Origin of the sequence: Promicromonospora sp. NPDC019610 (assembly GCF_044389365.1) — a bacterium.
GTDB lineage: Bacteria > Actinomycetota > Actinomycetes > Actinomycetales > Cellulomonadaceae > Promicromonospora.
Genome location: NZ_JBIRXX010000002.1, coordinates 1,122,559 through 1,139,511, shown reverse-complemented (window position 1 = coordinate 1,139,511; position 16,953 = coordinate 1,122,559). Strand labels below are relative to the sequence as shown.

The window sequence follows — 16,953 nt, the reverse complement described above, 5'->3', positions numbered from 1 at the left end:
CTTGCGCGGTGGTTCTCTACCTGGTCCGGCACGGCCGCCCGATCCTCGACCCGACCGTCCCGGCGTCGACATGGGTCCTGGACCCAGAACACGAGCACCAGGTGGCGGACCTGGCGACGCAGGCGCCGTGGCCGGATGATGCCGTCTGGTTCACGTCGCCCGAGCCGAAGGCGGCGCGCACGGCGTTCCTGCTGACCGGCCGGGACGTGCCTGTTGTGGAGGACCTGCGGGAGCACGACCGCTCAGGCACGGGATGGGTACCGGACTTCGTGGACGTCATTCGTGAGGCCTTCGCGACCCCGTACTCCGAGGTGCGTCCGGGCTGGGAGCCGATCAGCCGGACGCGGTCACGGGTGGCCGACGCCGTGCGGCAGATCGTCGCGGAGCATCCTGGGCGCGACGTCGTGCTGGTCGGTCACGGGACGGCGTGGACGCTGCTGGCCGCCGAGCTCACCGGGACCGAGCCAGACCTGGACAGGTGGCGGACCCTGGCGATGCCGGACGTGATCACCGTGGAATAGCCGGTGCGGCGCAGGACCGCAGGGCTCACGGCCGGGCCACCGAGGTCTGCAGGCGCGACTCGAAAGCACCGAGCACCGGCTGGCCCGGGCGCGCGTCGAGGATCGCGAACGTGACGTGCTCGAACCTCGGTCGCTCGGCCAGCGCCTCGGCGAAGGCGGAGGCGACGTCGGCCGGGTCGTTGCCGAACACCCCGCAGCCCCACGCGCCGAGGACAAGACGGCGGCTGCCGTGGGCGGCGGCGACGTCGAGCACCCGTGCGGCTCGGCGGGCCAGCGTCGCCCGGACATCGCCCCACCGCGGTCGGCTGGTTGCGCTCGATCGCGGAACGGTTCGGCGCCGCCGCCGTCAGGAACGTGACCGGGTACGACTCGGTGAGCAGGGCGCCGACGTCGTCCCGGATGACCGGAACGTCGGGGGAGAGGATGACCCGGTCGCTGTAGAGCAGGGACCTCTCGCGGCGGTGGTGCTCGTAGAACTCCGGCACGGTGGTCTGGGTCGCGTACAGCGCCGAGCTGCGAGCGATCGCCTCCTCCTGGGCCTGGGCGCCGTTGAGGAACCCGCCGCCCGGGTTGCGCGCGGAGGCGAAGACCAGGCAGGCGGTGCCCGGGCCGAGACGCCGGGCCGCCGCGAGGCTGGACTCGTCGCGCACCTCGATCGTCGTGGGGCCGGACCACGCGACGCCGTCGGGCAGCGGTGCGTCGGGGAGGATCAGGCGCGTCCCGGCGACGGCGGCGGCGACCTGGTCGGCGATGTCGACGCGCCGGCCGTGTGCGTTGTAGCTTCCGGTGCGGACGGCGTCCATGGTCTCGGCCGCGAGGGCGCGGAACCGGTCCCGGCTCCTGTTCGACGAGCTCACGGCCGCCATCCTGGCCGCTGGAAACGTGGCCGGTCAACGCGTCTGCGAGCTGCTGGTGATGAGGTGCGCTTCTACCCCGTCATTGGGCCCGAAATCACGCTGATTCCGGGCCCAATGACGGGGTAGAAGCGCACCTTGCCGGTGCCGGCGCTGTCACCGGCACCGTCACCGGCACCGTCACCGGTTCCGGTCCCGGCACCGTCACCGGCGCGCGCGGCACGCCCCGGCGGCCGGCTCTCTGCGCGAGCTCCCCCGAATCTGTCTCGACGAGGGTGTTGACACCCCGCCCGACCCGCCCCTAATGTCCTCGCTCATACGTAAGAGCAACCCTCCGCACCGTCGCGAGTCGATGCTCATACGTATGAGCAGAATTCGCGCAGAGAGTGCGCGGTGATCCACCTCGACGAAGCGGAAGGGATCTGGCATGGGACACGCACGATCGTTCGGGCGGCGCGTTTCAGCGCTGGTCGTCTCACTCGTCCTGCTCACCTCGGCCTGTGCGGGCGGCTCGTCGTCCGGCGACGGGACCGCGGGCGGGCGTGACGACACGATGATCTACGGCAAGACGGACGGCGGCACCACGTTCGTCCACAACTACAACGTGGTGGGCCCCGCCGTCGACAAGGCGCCCAACATGGAGCTCGTCTACGAGCCGCTCATGCGGGTCGACTACAGCAACGGCGCCGTGGTCGAGCCGTGGCTCGCGGAGAGCTGGGAGTTCGACGACGCCGGCACCACCCTCACGGTCCACCTGCGTGACGGCGTCACGTTCTCGGACGGCGAGCCCTTCACGGCGGACGACGCCGTCTTCTCGCTGAACCTGCCGATCGAGCAGCCGGAGTTCTCGATCGCGGGCGTCACCTACGAGCGGGCCGAGAAGGTGGACGACCTGACGTTCACCGTCACGTTCGCGGAGCCGTCGTTCGCCACGGTCAAGCAGTTCGCCAACATCCTGCTGCCCATGGTGCCGGAGCACATCTGGCGCGACCAGGACCTCAACACCTGGACTAACCCGGAGCCCGTCGGCACCGGGCCGTTCACCCTCGGGGAGTTCAAGCCGCAGCAGGTCACGCTGACGGCGCGGGACGACTACTGGGGCGGCGAGCTGCCCATGTCGACGTACAAGATCATCCCCACCAGCGCGGACGCCGCCAAGGCGCAGCTCCTGCGCGGCGACATCGACATCGCGCAGGGCTCCTGGGCCAACGGCGAGCAGGAGTACACGGCCAAGGACCCGGAGCACAACCTCTACCAGCTCTACCCCAACGGCGGCGCGATGTCGGCCATGTTCAACGCCGGCAAGCCCCCGTTCGACGACGTCCACGTGCGTCGTGCGCTGGCCATGACGATGGACCGCACCGCGATCACGACCACGCTGCAACGTCCCGGTACCGAGGCGGGTCCGACCGGGCTCAACGCCACGGTCTACGCCGACTGGATCAACCCGGAGCTCGCCGACCCGTGGCCGGTCGACGCCGAGGGCGCGAAGGCCGAGCTGGCCGACGGCGGCTGGACCGTCGAGGACGGCGCCCTCGTCAAGGACGGCGAGAGCTACCGGCCGACCATCCTGTTCAACAACGACTGGGCCTGGGGCAGCTACGCCGACATCCTCATCAACGGCTGGCGCGACACGCTCGGCGTCGAGGTCAAGCCCGCCGGGCAGCCCACCGCCGGCTACTACGACGCGATGAACCTCGGCGACTTCGACATCACCGCGGCATCCACGGGCGGCGCCGGCGTCTACGGCGTCTACGGCTTCCTGGACAGTGACTTCGTGGTGCCGGTCGGGGAGAAGGCGACGCTCAACCAGGGCCGATTCTCCCACCCCGAGGCCGACGAGATCATCGCGGCGATGGAGAGCACCGACGACGAGGCCGAGCTCAAGGAGCTGGGCCTGCGGATGCAGGAGCTCGTCGTGGACGAGGTGCCGTTCAGCCCCCTGTACGACAACTTCTACTTCGTCGAGATCAACGCGACCCGCTGGTCGGGCTGGCCCACGCCGGACAACTTCGACCACATCCCGTTCGTCGGGATGGGGCCGGACCTCATCCTCACGCTGCTCGACCTCGAGCCGACGGAGGGCTGACACCATGACGACGACGGAGGTGCCGGCCCCGGCGCCGGCCCGCCAGGCGCCGGGCGGCCCGCCCACGGCCGTGCGAGCGGTGCGCCGCTGGGGGTTCCTGTTGCGCCGGCTGGGGTTCTACGTCGCGGCGGCCGCCGCCGCGATCGTGCTCAACTTCCTGCTGCCGCGCCTGATGCCGGGGGACCCGTCCTCCGCGATCGTGGAGGAGCTGCAGCGGGTCAGCGGGCAGCAGGTGCCGCCGGAGACCCTGGAGAGCATCCGGGCGATCTTCGGCGACCCCGACCAGAACCTCGGCGAGCAGTTCCTCGGCTACCTCGGGCAGCTCGCCCGGTTCGACCTCGGCGTCTCCGTCGTCAACTTCCCCGTGCCCGTCAGCGAGCTCGTGCTGGAGGCGCTGCCCTGGACGCTGCTGCTGGTCGGCACCACCACCGTGCTCGCGTTCGTGCTCGGCACCGGCCTCGGCGTGCTCGCCGGGTGGAAGGCCGGCAGCCGGCTCGACTCGATCCTCACGCCGCTGACGGCGTTCCTGTCGTCCGTGCCGTACTTCTGGGTCGCGCTGCTGGCCCTGTGGGTCTTCGGGTTCGTGCTCGGCTGGTTCCCGCTGTCCGGCGGGTACGACGCGAACCTCGCCGAGGGGTTCAACCTGCCGTTCCTCGCCTCGGTCCTGCACTACGGGGCGCTGCCCGCCGCCACCATCGTGTTCTCCGCGTTCGGCGGCTGGCTGCTCGGCATGCGGAACATGACGGTCACGACCGTCCGGGAGGACTACGTGCTGCTCGCCCAGGCCAAGGGCCTCTCCCGCGGCCGCGTCATCCTGCGGTACGCCGCGCGCAACGCCATGCTGCCGAGCTTCACCGGCTTCGCGATGGCGCTGGGCGGCGTGATCGGCGGGGCGCTGCTGACCGAGACCGTGTTCAGCTACCCCGGCATCGGCTACCTGCTGTTCGAGTCCCTCAACAAGCGCGACTACCCGATGATGCAGGGGGTCTTCCTCATCGTGACGCTCGCGACCCTGCTCGCCAACCTCCTGGCCGACTCCCTCTACGTGGTGCTCGACCCGCGCATCCGGGAACAGGGGTGAGGGCCATGAGAACCGGACTCCTCGGTGCAGGTCTCGTCAGAGGCTGGAAGGTCCGCGTCGGCCTGTCCGTCATCGGCTTCTTCGTGCTCCTGGCACTGCTCGGACCCTGGCTGACGGCGAGCGTGCCCGGCCTCGACCCGCGCGCCAACGACCTGACCGCGATCGGCCTGCCGCCCAGCGCCGAGCACTGGCTCGGTACCACCCAGTTCGGCCAGGACGTGCTGGCCCAGACCATCGAGGGCGCCCGCGGCTCCCTGTTCGTCGGGTTCCTGTCGGCCGTCATCGGGACGGCGCTCGCGATCCTCGTCGGGCTGCCCGCCGGGTACTTCGGCGGGCGTACCGACTCCTGGCTCAACTTCCTGTCCAACCTGTTCATCGTCATGCCCGTGCTGCCGCTCATCCTCATCGTCGCCGGCTACATGCAGGGCACGGGGCTGTGGGTGATCGCGCTGATCATCGGGTTCTTCGGCTGGTCGGGCGGCGCCCGCACCATCCGCGCGCAGGCCATGAGCGTGAGCAACCGCGACTTCGTGCTCGCGATGCGGACGCTGGGGGAGCCGCACCACCGGCTCCTGTTCCACGAGGTGCTGCCGCACCTGACCGGCTGGATCGCCGCCATGTTCCTGTCGGGCGTGATCGGCGGCGTCATGGCCGAGGCGGGCCTCGCCTTCCTCGGCATCTCCGACTCCGGCGCGATCAGCTGGGGCACCATGATCCAGGCCGCCCAGCAGCAGAGCGCGGTGCTGCGCGGCATGTGGTGGTGGTTCGTGCCGCCGGGCCTGTGCATCGCCCTCGTCGCGACGGCGGCGACGCTCGTCAACTTCGGCGTCGACGAGCTGGCCAACCCGAAGCTGCGCACGGTGCGGCGCTCCGTGGTGCGCCGCACCCAGGACCGTGCCGCCGAGACTGCCGCTGAGACTGCCGCCGAGACCTCCGTGGGGAGCGATGCCTGATGGTCACCCAGTTCGTGCCTGAGACCCGGCAGTCCGACGTCGGCGGCGCCGTCGCGCGGGGAGCCGCCGCCGACGTCCTGCGCGTCACCGGCCTGACCGTCGAGTACGTGACCGACGGCGACCCCGTGCGCGCCTGCGCCGACGTCACCTTCACGCTGCGCCGCGGCGAGATCCTCGGCGTCGCGGGCGAGTCCGGCTCCGGCAAGTCCACGCTGATCACGGCCCTGACCCGCCTGCAGCGGCCGCCCGCCGTCACCACCGGGGGCAGCATCGTGTTCCACCCGCGCGACGGCGGACCCGCGATCGACCTCGTCACCGCGAGTCCCAGGGCCCTGCGGGCGCTGCGCTGGACCTCCCTGTCGATCGTGCTCCAGAGCGCCATGGACGCCCTGAACCCCGTGATGCGGCTCGGCGCGCAGTTCGCCGACGCGCTCCGCACCCACGACCGGACGCTGAGCAAGGACGCCGCCTGGGCGCGGGCCGCCGAGCTGCTCGCCACGGTCGGCATCTCGGGGGACCGGGCACGCAGCTACCCGCACGAGCTGTCGGGCGGCATGCGGCAGCGGGCCAGCATCGCGCTGGCACTCGCGTGCGGCCCGGAGCTGGTGGTCATGGACGAGCCGACGACGGCGGTCGACGTCGTCATGCAGCGGCAGATCCTGGCCCAGGTGCTGCGGCTGCGCCGGACGCTGGGGTTCGCCGTCGTCTTCGTGACGCACGACCTGTCCCTGCTGCTGGAGCTCGCAGACCGCATCGCCATCATGTACGCCGGTCGCATCGTGGAGCTCGGCACCGCGGCGGAGCTGTACGACGACCCGCGCCACCCGTACACCCGCGGGCTGCGCGACTCGTTCCCGCCGCTGCACGCGCCCCTGCAACGGCTCACCGGGATCCCGGGCACGCCGCCCGACCTGCGCCGTCCGCCGTCGGGCTGCCCGTTCCACCCGCGGTGCGCGGCCCGGTTCGAGGGGTGCGACACGCACCTGCCGGAGCTCGTGACGGTCGGGCGGACGGCGGAGGGCGGGCACGCCGTCGCCTGCCGGCTGCACGACCCGACCGCGCGGCCGGACCACGCACCTGACTCGGCGTCCGGCCCCGCGTCCGGCACCACCGAAGGAGGGTCCCGATGACCGCGACCACCGTTCCCGCGCCGTCCCCCACCGGGGGCGGGGCGCCGGACGTCCCGGTCCTGGAGGCCGTGGACGTGACCAAGCACTTCGAGGTGCGCTCGGCCGTGGGCGCCCGCTCGGTGGTGCGCGCCGTGGAGGGCGCCTCGCTGGCCCTGCACCGCGGTCGCGTGGTCGCGCTCGTGGGGGAGTCCGGCAGCGGCAAGACGACGCTGGCCCGGCTGCTGGCCGGCTTCTACGCCCCGACGAGCGGCGAGATCGCGCTGGAGGGTGTGCCCGTGCGGCAGCGGCGCGGCCGCGTGGAGCGGGCGTACCACAAGGACGTGCAGATCGTCTTCCAGGACCCGTTCGGCTCCCTGAACCCGCTGCACCGGGTCCGGCACAACCTGGAGCGGCCGCTGCGGCTGCACCACGGGGTGCGCGGCAAGGCAGAGCTGGACCGGCGGGTGCGGGAGCTGCTGGAGCGCGTGGCCCTGACGCCCGCCGAGCAGTACGTGGACAAGTTCCCGCACGAGCTCTCGGGCGGGCAGCGGCAGCGCGTCGTCATCGCCCGGGCCCTGGCCGTGGAGCCCAAGGTGCTGCTCGGTGACGAACCCATCTCGATGCTCGACGTGTCCATCCGCCTGGAGATGCTCAACCTGCTCGACCGGCTGCGCACCGAGGACGGGCTCGCGCTGCTCTACATCACGCACGACATCGCCAGCGCCCGCTACCTGTGCGACGACATCGTCGTGATGTACGCCGGCGAGATGGTAGAGGGCGGGCCCAAGGAGCAGGTCATCGCCGACCCGCAGCACCCCTACACCCGGCTGCTGGTGGAGTCCTCGCCCGACCCGGGCCGCGGCGCGCGCGACCGGGAGGCCCTGTTCGACGCCGACGCCGACGGCCTGGGCGAGCCGCCCAGCCTCATCGATCCGCCGGCCGGCTGCCGGTTCCACCCGCGCTGCCCGTTCGCGATGGACGTGTGCCGCACGCAGGCCCCGCCCCGCACCGACCTCGGCGCGGGCCGCTGGGCCCGCTGCTGGCTGCACGCCGCCGACCGCACCACCACCCAGGAGAACGAGTGACCACCACCCCGCGCCGCGCCCGGGCGCCCCGCCAGTCCGACGTCGCGCGGCTGGCCGGCGTCTCGCAGTCGGCCGTGTCGCGCGTGATCGGCGGCGACACGGACGCCGCGCGCATCCCGGAGGCGACCGTCCGGCGCATCCAGGACGCGATCAAGGAGCTGGGCTACGTGCCCAACCCGACGGCGCGCAAGCTGCGCACCGGCCGCAACCGCCTGCTCGGCGTGCACACCTTCGAGGCGGTGTTCCCGCGGGCGCGCGAGGACTTCTACTTCGAGTTCCTGCTCGGCATCGAGGAGCGGGCCGAGGAGATCGACCACGACCTGGTGCTGTTCACCTCAACGGGAGGCAGCGACGGACGGCGCCGCGTGTACCGCGACGGCGTCAATCGCCTGAACGTGGCCGACGGCGCGGTGCTGCTCGGCGTCGCCGCCGACCGGGCCGAGCTGGCCCGGCTGGAGGCCGACGGCTACCCGTTCGTGCACATCGGCCGCCGCGAGGTGCCCGGCACCCGCATCACGTGCGTCGTGCCCGACTACGAGTCGGCCGCCGCCGCGATCGTCGACCGCCTGGCCGACCTCGGGCACGAGCGGGTCGCCTACCTGCGCGCCGGCATCGACGAGGAGTCCTACGCGGACCGCCGGCGGGGCTACGAGTCCGCCGTTGCGCGGCGCGGCCTGCGCGACGTCTCCCCGGCGAGGCCCGGCCTGCAGGACGGCGCGCTCGACGCCGCCTGGCTCGACGCGGTCGCCGCCGGCGAGGTCACCGCCGTGGTCGCCGACGCCGAGTGGCTGGCGCACCCGCTCGCCGACGCGCTGGCCGCGCGCGGGCTGACCGTGCCGCGCGACGTGTCCGTCGCCGTCCTGGAGGGTGTGGCCCCCGACGCCCCCGTGCGCTGGGACTGCCTGCAGATCCCGCGCCGCGAGGTGGGCCGCCTCGCCATCGACACGCTCGTCGGCATGCTCGACGAGCCCGGCGAGCCGGTCGCGGACGTGCTCGTGGAGTGCGTCGTCGTCGACGGGGAGACCGTGGCCGCGCCGCCGGCCGGACCAGCAGCACCGACGAAGGGGAACCCTGGATGAGCGCGGGCAGGAGCACGGGAACGAGCGCGGGCATGAGCGAGCGCAAGACCGACGTGCTGATCGTCGGCGGCGGCATGGGCGGCGTGGCCGCCGCGCTGACCGCGGCCCGGCTGGGCCGGCGCGTGGTGCTGACCGAGGCGACCGACTGGCTCGGCGGCCAGCTCACCGCCCAGGCCGTGCCGCCCGACGAGCACACCTGGATCGAGGACCGCTACGCCCCGCCCGGGTACGCCGAGCTGCGCCGTCGGGTGCGCGACTACTACCGGCGCAACTACCCCCTGACGCCGCGTGCCGCCGCCGACCCGCTGCTCGACCCCGGCCTCGGCATCGTCAGCCACCTCTGCCACGAGCCGCGCGTCGCCGCCGCCGTCCTGGAGGAGATGATCGCCCCCTGGCGCGCCGGCGGGCAGATCGAGCTGCTGCTGTGCCACGAGCCCGTCGCCGCCCACACCTCCGGCGACGAGGTGGACGCCGTCACCCTGCGCGACACCCGCGACGGCCACGAGACCACCGTGCACGCCGACTACGTCGTGGACGCCACCGAGCTCGGCGACCTCCTGGAGCTCGCCGGCGTCGAGCACGTCATCGGCGCCGAGGGCCGCGACGAGACCGGCGAGCCGCACGCCCCCGCCGTCGCCGACCCCCTGGACCAGCAGGCGATCTCCTGGTGCTTCGCCCTGGAGCACCGCCCCGGCGAGGACCACACCGTCGACCGGCCCGCCGGCTACGCCCACTGGCGCACCGCCGTCGCCCCGTTCTGGCCCGGCCCGCAGCTCTCCTTCGACGACGTCGTGCCCATCACCCTGCAGCCGCGCACCTCGCGCCTGTTCGAGGCCGACCACGCCCGCAACGCCCACTTCCCGCTGTGGACGTTCCGCCGCGTCCTGGCCCGCGAGAACTTCGCCGACGGCGCCGTCCGCGACGTCACGATCGTCAACTGGCCCCAGATCGACTACTGGGCGGCGCCCCTGCTCGGCCCCGGCGTCGACGACGCCGCCCGCGCGGCGGCGCTCGCGGGTGCGCGCGAGCTGTCGTTCTCGTTCCTGCACTGGCTCCAGACCGAGGCCCCGCGGCCCGACGGCGGCACCGGCTACCCCGGCCTGCGTCTGCGTCCCGACGTGACCGGCACGCCCGACGGCCTGGCCAAGACCCCGTACATCCGCGAGGCCCGCCGCATCCGGGCGGAGCTGACCGTGACCGAGCAGCACGTGGGCGTGCAGGCGCGGCCCGACGGCGCGGGCAGCGAGGTCTTTCCTGACGCCGTGGGCCTGGGCCGCTACCGGATCGACCTCCACCCCAGCACCGCCGGCCGCACCTACGTGGACATCGAGGCGTACCCGTTCCAGGTGCCGCTCGGCGCGCTGGTGCCGGTCCGGGTGGAGAACCTGCTGCCCGCGGGCAAGAACATCGGCACCACGCACATCACCAACGGCTGCTACCGGCTGCACCCCGTGGAGTGGGGCATCGGCGAGGCGGTCGGGGCGCTCGTCGCGTTCTGCCTCGACCGGGGCCTGCCGCCCCGCAAGGTGCGCAGCGACCCGGCGCGGCTCGCCGACTACCAGCGCCTGCTCACCGACACGCTCGGCATCGAGCTCGCGTGGCCGGACCACATCCGCACGCACCGCGAGTGAGGGGGAGGTGATCAGGAGCAACTGACCGAACTCATCGACTTCGGTCCGATGCACTGAGATCGGTCGGTTGACCGACCGATCTCAAGGCATCCGACCGATCTCATTTATGCCAGTCCTTGTGTCACTCCTTGTGTCACTCCTTGTGTCACGTCCTGCACCAGCTCGACCGCTCGTTCAACGAAGAACGGAGAACCATCGTGCTGCGAAACATCCTGTTCGGGGGCCGCGCGCCCCGGCCCACCCCAGCTGTTCCCACCACCGCGCCCGACGACGTGCTGACCTCAGCCTCCGTCGACCTGCCGACCGCGGTGCCCGCCGTCTCCCGACCCGCCGCCCGGCCGCCGCGCCGGGCGCGGGCGCGGGCGCGGCACACGGTCGCCGCGTCGGCGCTCGCGCTGGTCGTGGCCGGCCTGAGCCTCGCGGTCCCGGCGTCTGGAGCGAGCGGAGCGGCGTCCGTCGCCGTCGAGCGAGCCAGGGTCGCCCCCGCCGCCCTCTCACCAGACGTCGCCCCGGCCGCGGAAGCAGCCCCCGCCGCCGTCTCCCGGCTGGGCACCTCCGGCAACAAGATCGTCAACGCCGCCGGCACCCCCGTCCAGCTCCGGGGCGTGTCCGTGCTCGCGCCGCGGCACAACGCCGAGTGCCCCGAGTGCCACCCGAAGCCGATCTCCGACGTGATCGACATGACCGTGTCCGACGGCTGGCAGTCCGACGTGGTGCGCCTGCCCGTCACGGTCTGGGGCTCGCTCAGCGTCGAGGACAACGTGGCCCGGTACGTGGACCCGTACGTGCAGCAGGCCGTGGACCTGGGCATCTACATCATCGTGGACCTGCACTACGTGTCCGACTACGGCAGCACGGGCGTGCCGCAGTCCACGGTCGCGGAGTTCTGGGACTACGTGGCGCCGCTGTACGCCGACGTGCCGAACGTGATCTACGAGGTGTTCAACGAGCCCGTCGCCCCGGCGAGCTGGCCCACCTGGAAGGCGTACATCCAGCCCGTCGTCGACGACATCCGGGCGGTCGCGCCCGAGACGCTGCTGCTCATGGGCGGCCCGCAGTGGAGCACGTACGTCAACCAGGCGGCGGCCGACCCGATCGCCGGCAACGACATCGCGTACGTCTACCACCTGTACCCCAACCAGGGGGACGCCACAGCCACGAACCTGGACGCGAAGTTCGGTAACGCGGCCCAGCAGATCCCGGTGATCCTCACGGAGTTCGGCTGGAACCCGCCCGGCGAGTTCTCCGACCCCACCGTCACGCAGGGTACGACGTCGGGCTGGGGCATCCCGCTGCGCCAGTACCTCGACGCCCGGCCGCACATCAGCTGGACGGCATGGATCTTCGACAACTACTGGAAGCCGCAGATGTTCGACCACGACTGGAACCTGCTCGGCGGCGAGCACCAGGGCGCGATGATCAAGGCCTGGCTCGCCGACCAGCCGTATGCGTCGCCGTGTGCGGACCACGCGGCGGTCGGGGCCACGGCGGTCGCGTCCTCGTCCAACAGCTCCAGCACCGGCGCGGCCAAGGCGGTGGACGGCGACTGCACCAACGCGGGCCGCTGGCTGTCGGCGGCCGGCGACACCACGCCCACCCTGACGATCACGCTCGACGCGCCCACGGTGATCGACCAGGTCGACGTGTACAGCGGGTTCGTCGGCGGCGGCTCGGTCAACGTGCTGCGCGACTTCACGGTCGAGGTGCACACGTCCGCCGGGTGGCAGCAGGCGGGCGCCTTCGACGACAACACCCTCGGCCTGGTCAGCGTGCCCGGCCCGGCGGCGGCCGTCGACCAGGTACGGCTCGTGATCACGGACCCGTCGAACTACACCCCGGACGTGGCCCGGGTCTTCGAGGTGGCGGTGCGCGCGGGCTGACCCGAGCGCCGGGGCGGACGGCGGTGCCGCCCGCCCCGGTGGTCCTCGGCGACGAGCCGCCGGTCCAGGGCGCTGCGGGTCCAGGACACCTGGCGGACGTCGATGAACGCGCGGATGCACCCGGGGCAGCCGTCCAGGTGGCGCTCCAGCCGGTGCCGGCGGTGGGGGAGCAGCCGACCCGAGAGGTAGTCGTGGATCGAGGCCCGGGTCGAGCGGCACTCGGGGCGCGGTGCACGGTCGCGGGGCCGTTCCGGCTCGTCCGACGACCCGGCCTCGTCCGACAGCCCGGCCAACGCGGTGCGGAGCCTGGCGACGTCGGCCCGGCGCACACCCGTGTTCGTCACGCGCACTGCCCCCTCTGCGTAGAGTGTCCGGCCGGACCGGCCGGGCAAATAGTGCCACTGCACACCAGGAGTTGCGCAAACGAACGGGTGATACGCGCTGTGCGCCGACGGCGGTCCGGGAGCCGTGTCAGCGCCGTGTCAGCGTCGTGTCCGCGGGTGGCGACAGCATCCTCGGCATGGAGAACCTGTCCGGCCCCACGGCCTTCGTCGAAGACACGCGCACCCATCGCGTCGCCGAGCTCCTGCTCGCCGAGCGCCACTCCCTGCCCCTGTCCGTCGCGCTGCACCTCGTGCCCGGCGTCCTGATCGTCGCCGTCTACCTGCTCGTCGCCCAGCCGCTGGTCCGGGCCGTCGACTACCCCTCGTTCCTGGGCTGGGCGATCGCCCTGGTCCTCGTGCTCTACCCGCTCCAGCTCGGCCTGCTCTGGCTCGGCCGCTACCGCACCGGCCGGTACTCCCTGCGGGGCGTCCTCGGCTACCTGGACAAGCCCGTCCCGCGCGGCCGGCTCGTCGCCATGGTCGCCGGCCTCATCGCCTGGTTCGTCGTGGTGTCGTCCGTGCTCACCGTCCTGGACACCGCCGTCTTCGAGGCCTTCTTCACGTGGCTCCCGTTCGACGACGTCGGCGCCAGCGCCACCACGTACCTCGAGGGCAACGACCGCACGGTCATGATCGTCACGCTCGCCGCCTCCATCCCCTTCACGGGCTTCACGCTGCCGCTCATCGAGGAGTACTACTTCCGCGGGTTCCTGATGCCGCGCCTGGCCCACCTCGGCGCCTGGGCGCCGGTGCTCAGCACCGTCCTCTTCTCGCTGTACCACCTGTGGTCGCCCTGGGTGTTCTTCTCCCGCGTGATCTTCTTCTTCCCCGGACCCTGGTTCGTCTGGAAGAAGCAGGACCTGCGGCTGTCCATCGGCATGCACGCCGGCACCACGCTGCTCCTGGCCACGGGCGGCACGGTCGCGCTGCTGCTGGGGGTCATGTGAGGGGCGGCCGGCGCGTCGCGACCGCCCTGGTGGGCCATGGCTGGGCGGGCGCCACGTTCACGAGGCGAGCGTGATCGCGGCGAGCTGCTCCCAGCCCGGCTCCAGCCCCGTCCCCAGCCCCGTCTCCCGCCCCACCCGGGCCGCCTCGGCGAACTCCGCGTCGCCGAGGCGGCTCCGCGCCGCCGCCTCGACCCGCTCGATGTCCACGGCGGCGCGGTAGTCGCGCCGCTCGTGCACCCCGGCGCTCGCCCCGAGCAGCCGGGCGGCCTGCTCGGGCTCCCCGAGCCGCAGCGCGAGGTCCGCGACGCCGACCAGCGCGACCGCGACCATCGGCGCGTGCCCGGTGTCCAGGGCGGCCCGGCACGCCGCCGCGTGGTGGGCGCGCGCCTCGTCGAGGTCGGGGGAGAGGTAGCCCTGCTGGTCGTGCAGGACGGCGCGCACGTGCGCCCCGTCCGCGTCGTCGCCCCACAGGACCCGGGCGGTCGCCAGGTGCTCGCGCGCCGCGTCGGCGTCCCCGCGCCAACGGGCGAGCTCCGCCCGGGCCAGCGCCAGCGTGCCCAGCGTGCCCGGCCACGTGACCCGGCGGGCGTGCCGCTCGGCCTCGGCCAGGGCGACGGCGCTCCCCTCCTCGTCGCCCAGCAGCCACCGGAGCTGGGCCAGGCGCGTCCGGATCTGGATCACGTCGTCCACCGCGCCCATCTCCGTGACCACCACGGTCGCCTCGTCGTAGAGCGCGCACGCCGCGGCGAGCTCACCGCGCGACGCGACCTGGTCGGCGAGCTCGGACAGCGCGAACGAGATGCCGAACCGCTCGCCGAGCGCCCGGAACTCCGCCAGCGCCCGGGCGAGGTCCGCCTCCGCCTCCTGCTCGTCCCGGCCGAGGATGAGCTTGTGCTTGCCGAGGTGCAGGCGGGCCAGCGCGTGGACCCAGGGGTCCGCGTCGTCCAGCACGGACTCCCAGGCGGCCACGCCCTCGTGCGGGGCCGCCAGCAGGCGCTCCAGGGGGACGACCAGCGGCAGGGCGGCGTGCGGGCGCTCGCTCGTCCGGCTGAACCGGTAGGCCTGGTGGATCCAGTCGGCGGCCGTGTGCTCGTCGCCCATCCCGGTGCTGAGGAACATCGAGAGCAGGGCGTACACCCAGGCCTGGACGTCGTCGGCCGGCTGGTCGGCCGGCTCGGCAGGCAGCTCGGTGGCCGCGAGGATCAGCTCCATGCCCTCGGACTTGTGCCCGCTGAGCCACCAGTACCAGCCGGAGCCCGCGGCCAGCCGCATGGCCGCCGCGGCCTCGCCGGCGGCGAGCGCGCCGCGCATCGCGGCGGTGAGGTTGTCGTGCTCGTCGGCCAGCGTGGCGAGCCAGGTGAGCTGCTCGGCGCGGCGCAGGTGCGGCTCGGCGGTCTCGGCGAGCTCGGTGCACCAGGCCAGGTGGGCCCGGCGGGCCGGCTCGCTCTCCCCGGCCTCGGCGAGGCGTCCGGCGGCGTACTCCCTGATGGTCCCGAGCATGCGGTAGCGCGGGGCGTGGGCAGCGTCGTCCGCGACGAGCAGCGACTTCTCGGTCAGGGCGGTGAGCAGGTCGAGCACGTCGTCCGGCAGGACACCGGTCGCCGGATCCGCACAGACGCGTTCGGCGGCCTCCAGGCTCGCCCCGCCGCGGAACACCGACAGCCGGCGCAGGACGGTCCGCTCGGCGTCGCTCAGCAGCTCCCAGCTCCAGTCGACCATGGCGCGCAGCGTGCGGTGGCGGGGCAGCGCGGTGCGGCTGCCGCCCGTCAGCAGGCGGAACCGGTCGTCGAGCCGGGCGGCGAGCTGGTCGATCGACATGGTGCGCAGCCGGGCGGCGGCCAGCTCGATGGCCAGGGGCATCCCGTCCAGCGCCCGGCAGACGCGCGCCAGGGTGGCCAGCGTCCCGGCGTCGAGGGCCGAGCCGGCGGGGGCGAGGTCGGCGCGGACGGCGCCCGCGCGGTCGAGCAGCAGGCGGACGGCGGGGGCCGAGCCGATCTCGTCGTCACTCGCGGCGGCGCCCGGCAGGCCCAGCGGCAGCACCTGCCACAGCGCCTCGCCCGGGATGCCGATCGCCTCCCGGCTCGTGGCCAGGACCCGTAGCCGCCGACACTCGCCGAGCACGCGCTCGGCGAACCGTGCCACGGAGTCGATGACGTGCTCGCAGTTGTCCAGGACGAGCAGGGCCTCGCGGTCGCGGACGGCGGCGACGACGCGGTCGGTCGCGTCCAGGGCGGACCCCTCGCCGAGCAGGGCGTCGCGGAGGTCGAGCGCGGTGAGGACCGCCTGCGCGACGTCGTCGTCGGGCCCGAGCGGGGCCAGCTCGACCAGCCACGCCCCGTCCGGGAGGTCGCCGGCCAGGAGGCCCGCCGTCTCGGTGGCGAGCCGCGTCTTGCCCGCGCCGCCCGGCCCGACCAGCGTCGTCAGCCGGTGGTCGGCGACGAGGCCGCGCACCACGGCGAGGTCGGCGTCGCGGCCCACGAAGCTGGTCAGGGCGGCGCGCACGTTGGTGCGGCGGGTCGCCTCGCGCGGGGCCAGCTCGCCGCGCAGCAAGGCCACGTGCACGGCGGACAGCTCGGGCGAGGGGTCCACGCCGAGCGCGTCGGCGAGGGCCTCGCGCGTGCGCTGGTAGACCTCCAGCGCCTCCGCGTCGCGGCCGGCCGCGGCCAGCGCGCGCAGCAGCGCGGCGACGAGGCGCTCGCGCAGGGGGTGCTCGGCCACGAGGTCGGTCAGCTCCGCGACGACGTCGGCGCCGTGCCCGAGGTCGAGCTCCGCCTCGAACCGGTCCTCCAGGGCCGTCAGGCGGAGCCGGTCGAGCCGGGTCACGGCGGCGGCAAGACTCCCGCCGACGCCGCCGCCGGTTCCACCGCCACCGCCACCGCCACCGCCACCGCCGCCGGCCACGCCGTCCGGCCCGCCGACGTCCTGCAGGGCCGGGCCGCGCCACAGTGCGAGGGCGTCGCGCAGCAGCCCGACGCGGCCGGCGACGTCGGCGTCGTGCGCCCGGGCGACCAGGCGCTCGAACCGCACGGCGTCGACGTCGTCGGCGGCCACCAGCAGCCGGTAGCCGCTCACCTGGCCCTCCAGCGCACCGTCCGGCAGCACCTTGCGCAGCCGGGAGACCAGGCGCTGGAGCGCGTTCGTCGTGTCGGACGGCGGGGCCTCGCCCCAGATCCAGTCCACCAGCGTCGCCCGGGGCACCACGCGGCCGGGGGCGAGCGCGAGGGCGGCGAGCAGGGCGCGCAGCCGTGTCCCGGGGACGTCGGTGGCGGCGCCGTCGTCCAGGGTGACCTCGAACGGACCGATCAGCCTGATCTGCACCGGCAGATCTTGGCACAGGGATC

13 protein-coding genes and 1 pseudogene are annotated in these 16,953 nt (G+C 73.5%); 10 read left to right on the top strand and 4 right to left on the bottom strand.

Annotated features, from left to right (window positions below; genetic code table 11):
- Positions 1–8 precede the first annotated feature (8 nt).
- Positions 9–521: a histidine phosphatase family protein gene (locus ACH45N_RS16740; protein WP_397395811.1), complete on the top strand. Its 513-nt coding sequence runs from the start codon at positions 9–11 to the stop codon at positions 519–521.
- Positions 522–546: 25 nt separating this feature from the next.
- Here ACH45N_RS16740 and ACH45N_RS16735 read toward each other — a convergent pair whose 3' ends face one another.
- Both ACH45N_RS16735 and ACH45N_RS16730 read right to left on the bottom strand, forming a co-directional pair.
- A complete protein-coding gene (locus ACH45N_RS16735) occupies positions 547–774 on the bottom strand; it encodes a TIGR02452 family protein (RefSeq protein ID WP_397395809.1) in 228 nt (75 codons plus the stop codon).
- A 103-nt stretch (positions 775–877) separates the two neighbouring features.
- A pseudogene (locus ACH45N_RS16730) lies at positions 878–1,324 on the bottom strand (TIGR02452 family protein); the annotation flags it as partial.
- 478 nt (positions 1,325–1,802) lie between these two features.
- On the opposite strand from ACH45N_RS16730, the gene ACH45N_RS16725 reads away from it, so the two are divergent.
- The 8 genes from ACH45N_RS16725 to ACH45N_RS16690 all read left to right on the top strand — a co-directional run bounded on the left by ACH45N_RS16725 (position 1,803) and on the right by ACH45N_RS16690 (position 12,282).
- Positions 1,803–3,464 carry an ABC transporter substrate-binding protein gene (locus tag ACH45N_RS16725; protein WP_397395807.1) on the top strand — a complete coding sequence of 554 codons (1,662 nt, stop codon included), beginning with the start codon at positions 1,803–1,805 and terminating at the stop codon, positions 3,462–3,464.
- A gap of 4 nt (positions 3,465–3,468) precedes the next feature.
- Positions 3,469–4,545: an ABC transporter permease gene (locus ACH45N_RS16720; RefSeq protein WP_397395805.1), complete on the top strand. Its 1,077-nt coding sequence runs from the start codon at positions 3,469–3,471 to the stop codon at positions 4,543–4,545.
- Positions 4,546–4,550: 5 nt separating this feature from the next.
- On the top strand, positions 4,551–5,498 hold the full coding sequence (locus ACH45N_RS16715; protein WP_397395803.1) for an ABC transporter permease: 948 nt from the start codon (positions 4,551–4,553) through the stop codon (positions 5,496–5,498).
- The gene (locus tag ACH45N_RS16710) at positions 5,498–6,628 is read left to right on the top strand and encodes an ABC transporter ATP-binding protein (RefSeq protein WP_397395801.1); all 1,131 of its coding nucleotides are present in this window, start codon (positions 5,498–5,500) and stop codon (positions 6,626–6,628) included. Before ACH45N_RS16715 ends, ACH45N_RS16710 begins: the two co-directional genes overlap by 1 nt.
- The gene (locus ACH45N_RS16705) at positions 6,625–7,692 is read left to right on the top strand and encodes an ABC transporter ATP-binding protein (RefSeq protein ID WP_397395799.1); all 1,068 of its coding nucleotides are present in this window, start codon (positions 6,625–6,627) and stop codon (positions 7,690–7,692) included. Before ACH45N_RS16710 ends, ACH45N_RS16705 begins: the two co-directional genes overlap by 4 nt.
- Positions 7,689–8,771, top strand: a complete 1,083-nt coding sequence (locus ACH45N_RS16700) for a LacI family DNA-binding transcriptional regulator (protein ID WP_397395797.1) — start codon at positions 7,689–7,691, stop codon at positions 8,769–8,771. The genes ACH45N_RS16705 and ACH45N_RS16700 overlap by 4 nt, the downstream gene beginning before the upstream one ends.
- A 32-nt stretch (positions 8,772–8,803) precedes the next feature.
- Positions 8,804–10,402, top strand: a complete 1,599-nt coding sequence (locus ACH45N_RS16695; protein WP_397395795.1) for an FAD-dependent oxidoreductase — start codon at positions 8,804–8,806, stop codon at positions 10,400–10,402.
- 197 nt (positions 10,403–10,599) lie between these two features.
- Positions 10,600–12,282, top strand: coding sequence for a cellulase family glycosylhydrolase (locus ACH45N_RS16690; RefSeq protein ID WP_397395793.1), 1,683 nt, complete (start codon positions 10,600–10,602; stop codon positions 12,280–12,282).
- On the opposite strand, the gene ACH45N_RS16685 is transcribed toward ACH45N_RS16690, so the two are convergent.
- Positions 12,231–12,626, bottom strand: a complete 396-nt coding sequence (locus tag ACH45N_RS16685) for a zf-HC2 domain-containing protein (RefSeq protein WP_397395791.1) — start codon at positions 12,624–12,626, stop codon at positions 12,231–12,233. The two genes, ACH45N_RS16690 and ACH45N_RS16685, sit on opposite strands and share 52 nt — an antisense overlap.
- A gap of 176 nt (positions 12,627–12,802) precedes the next feature.
- On the opposite strand from ACH45N_RS16685, the gene ACH45N_RS16680 reads away from it, so the two are divergent.
- Positions 12,803–13,612 (top strand): lysostaphin resistance A-like protein, encoded by an 810-nt coding sequence (locus ACH45N_RS16680; protein WP_397395789.1) that lies wholly within the window; start codon positions 12,803–12,805, stop codon positions 13,610–13,612.
- 57 nt (positions 13,613–13,669) lie between these two features.
- On the opposite strand, the gene ACH45N_RS16675 is transcribed toward ACH45N_RS16680, so the two are convergent.
- On the bottom strand, positions 13,670–16,930 hold the full coding sequence (locus tag ACH45N_RS16675) for a BTAD domain-containing putative transcriptional regulator (RefSeq protein ID WP_397395787.1): 3,261 nt from the start codon (positions 16,928–16,930) through the stop codon (positions 13,670–13,672).
- Positions 16,931–16,953: the final 23 nt, after the last annotated feature.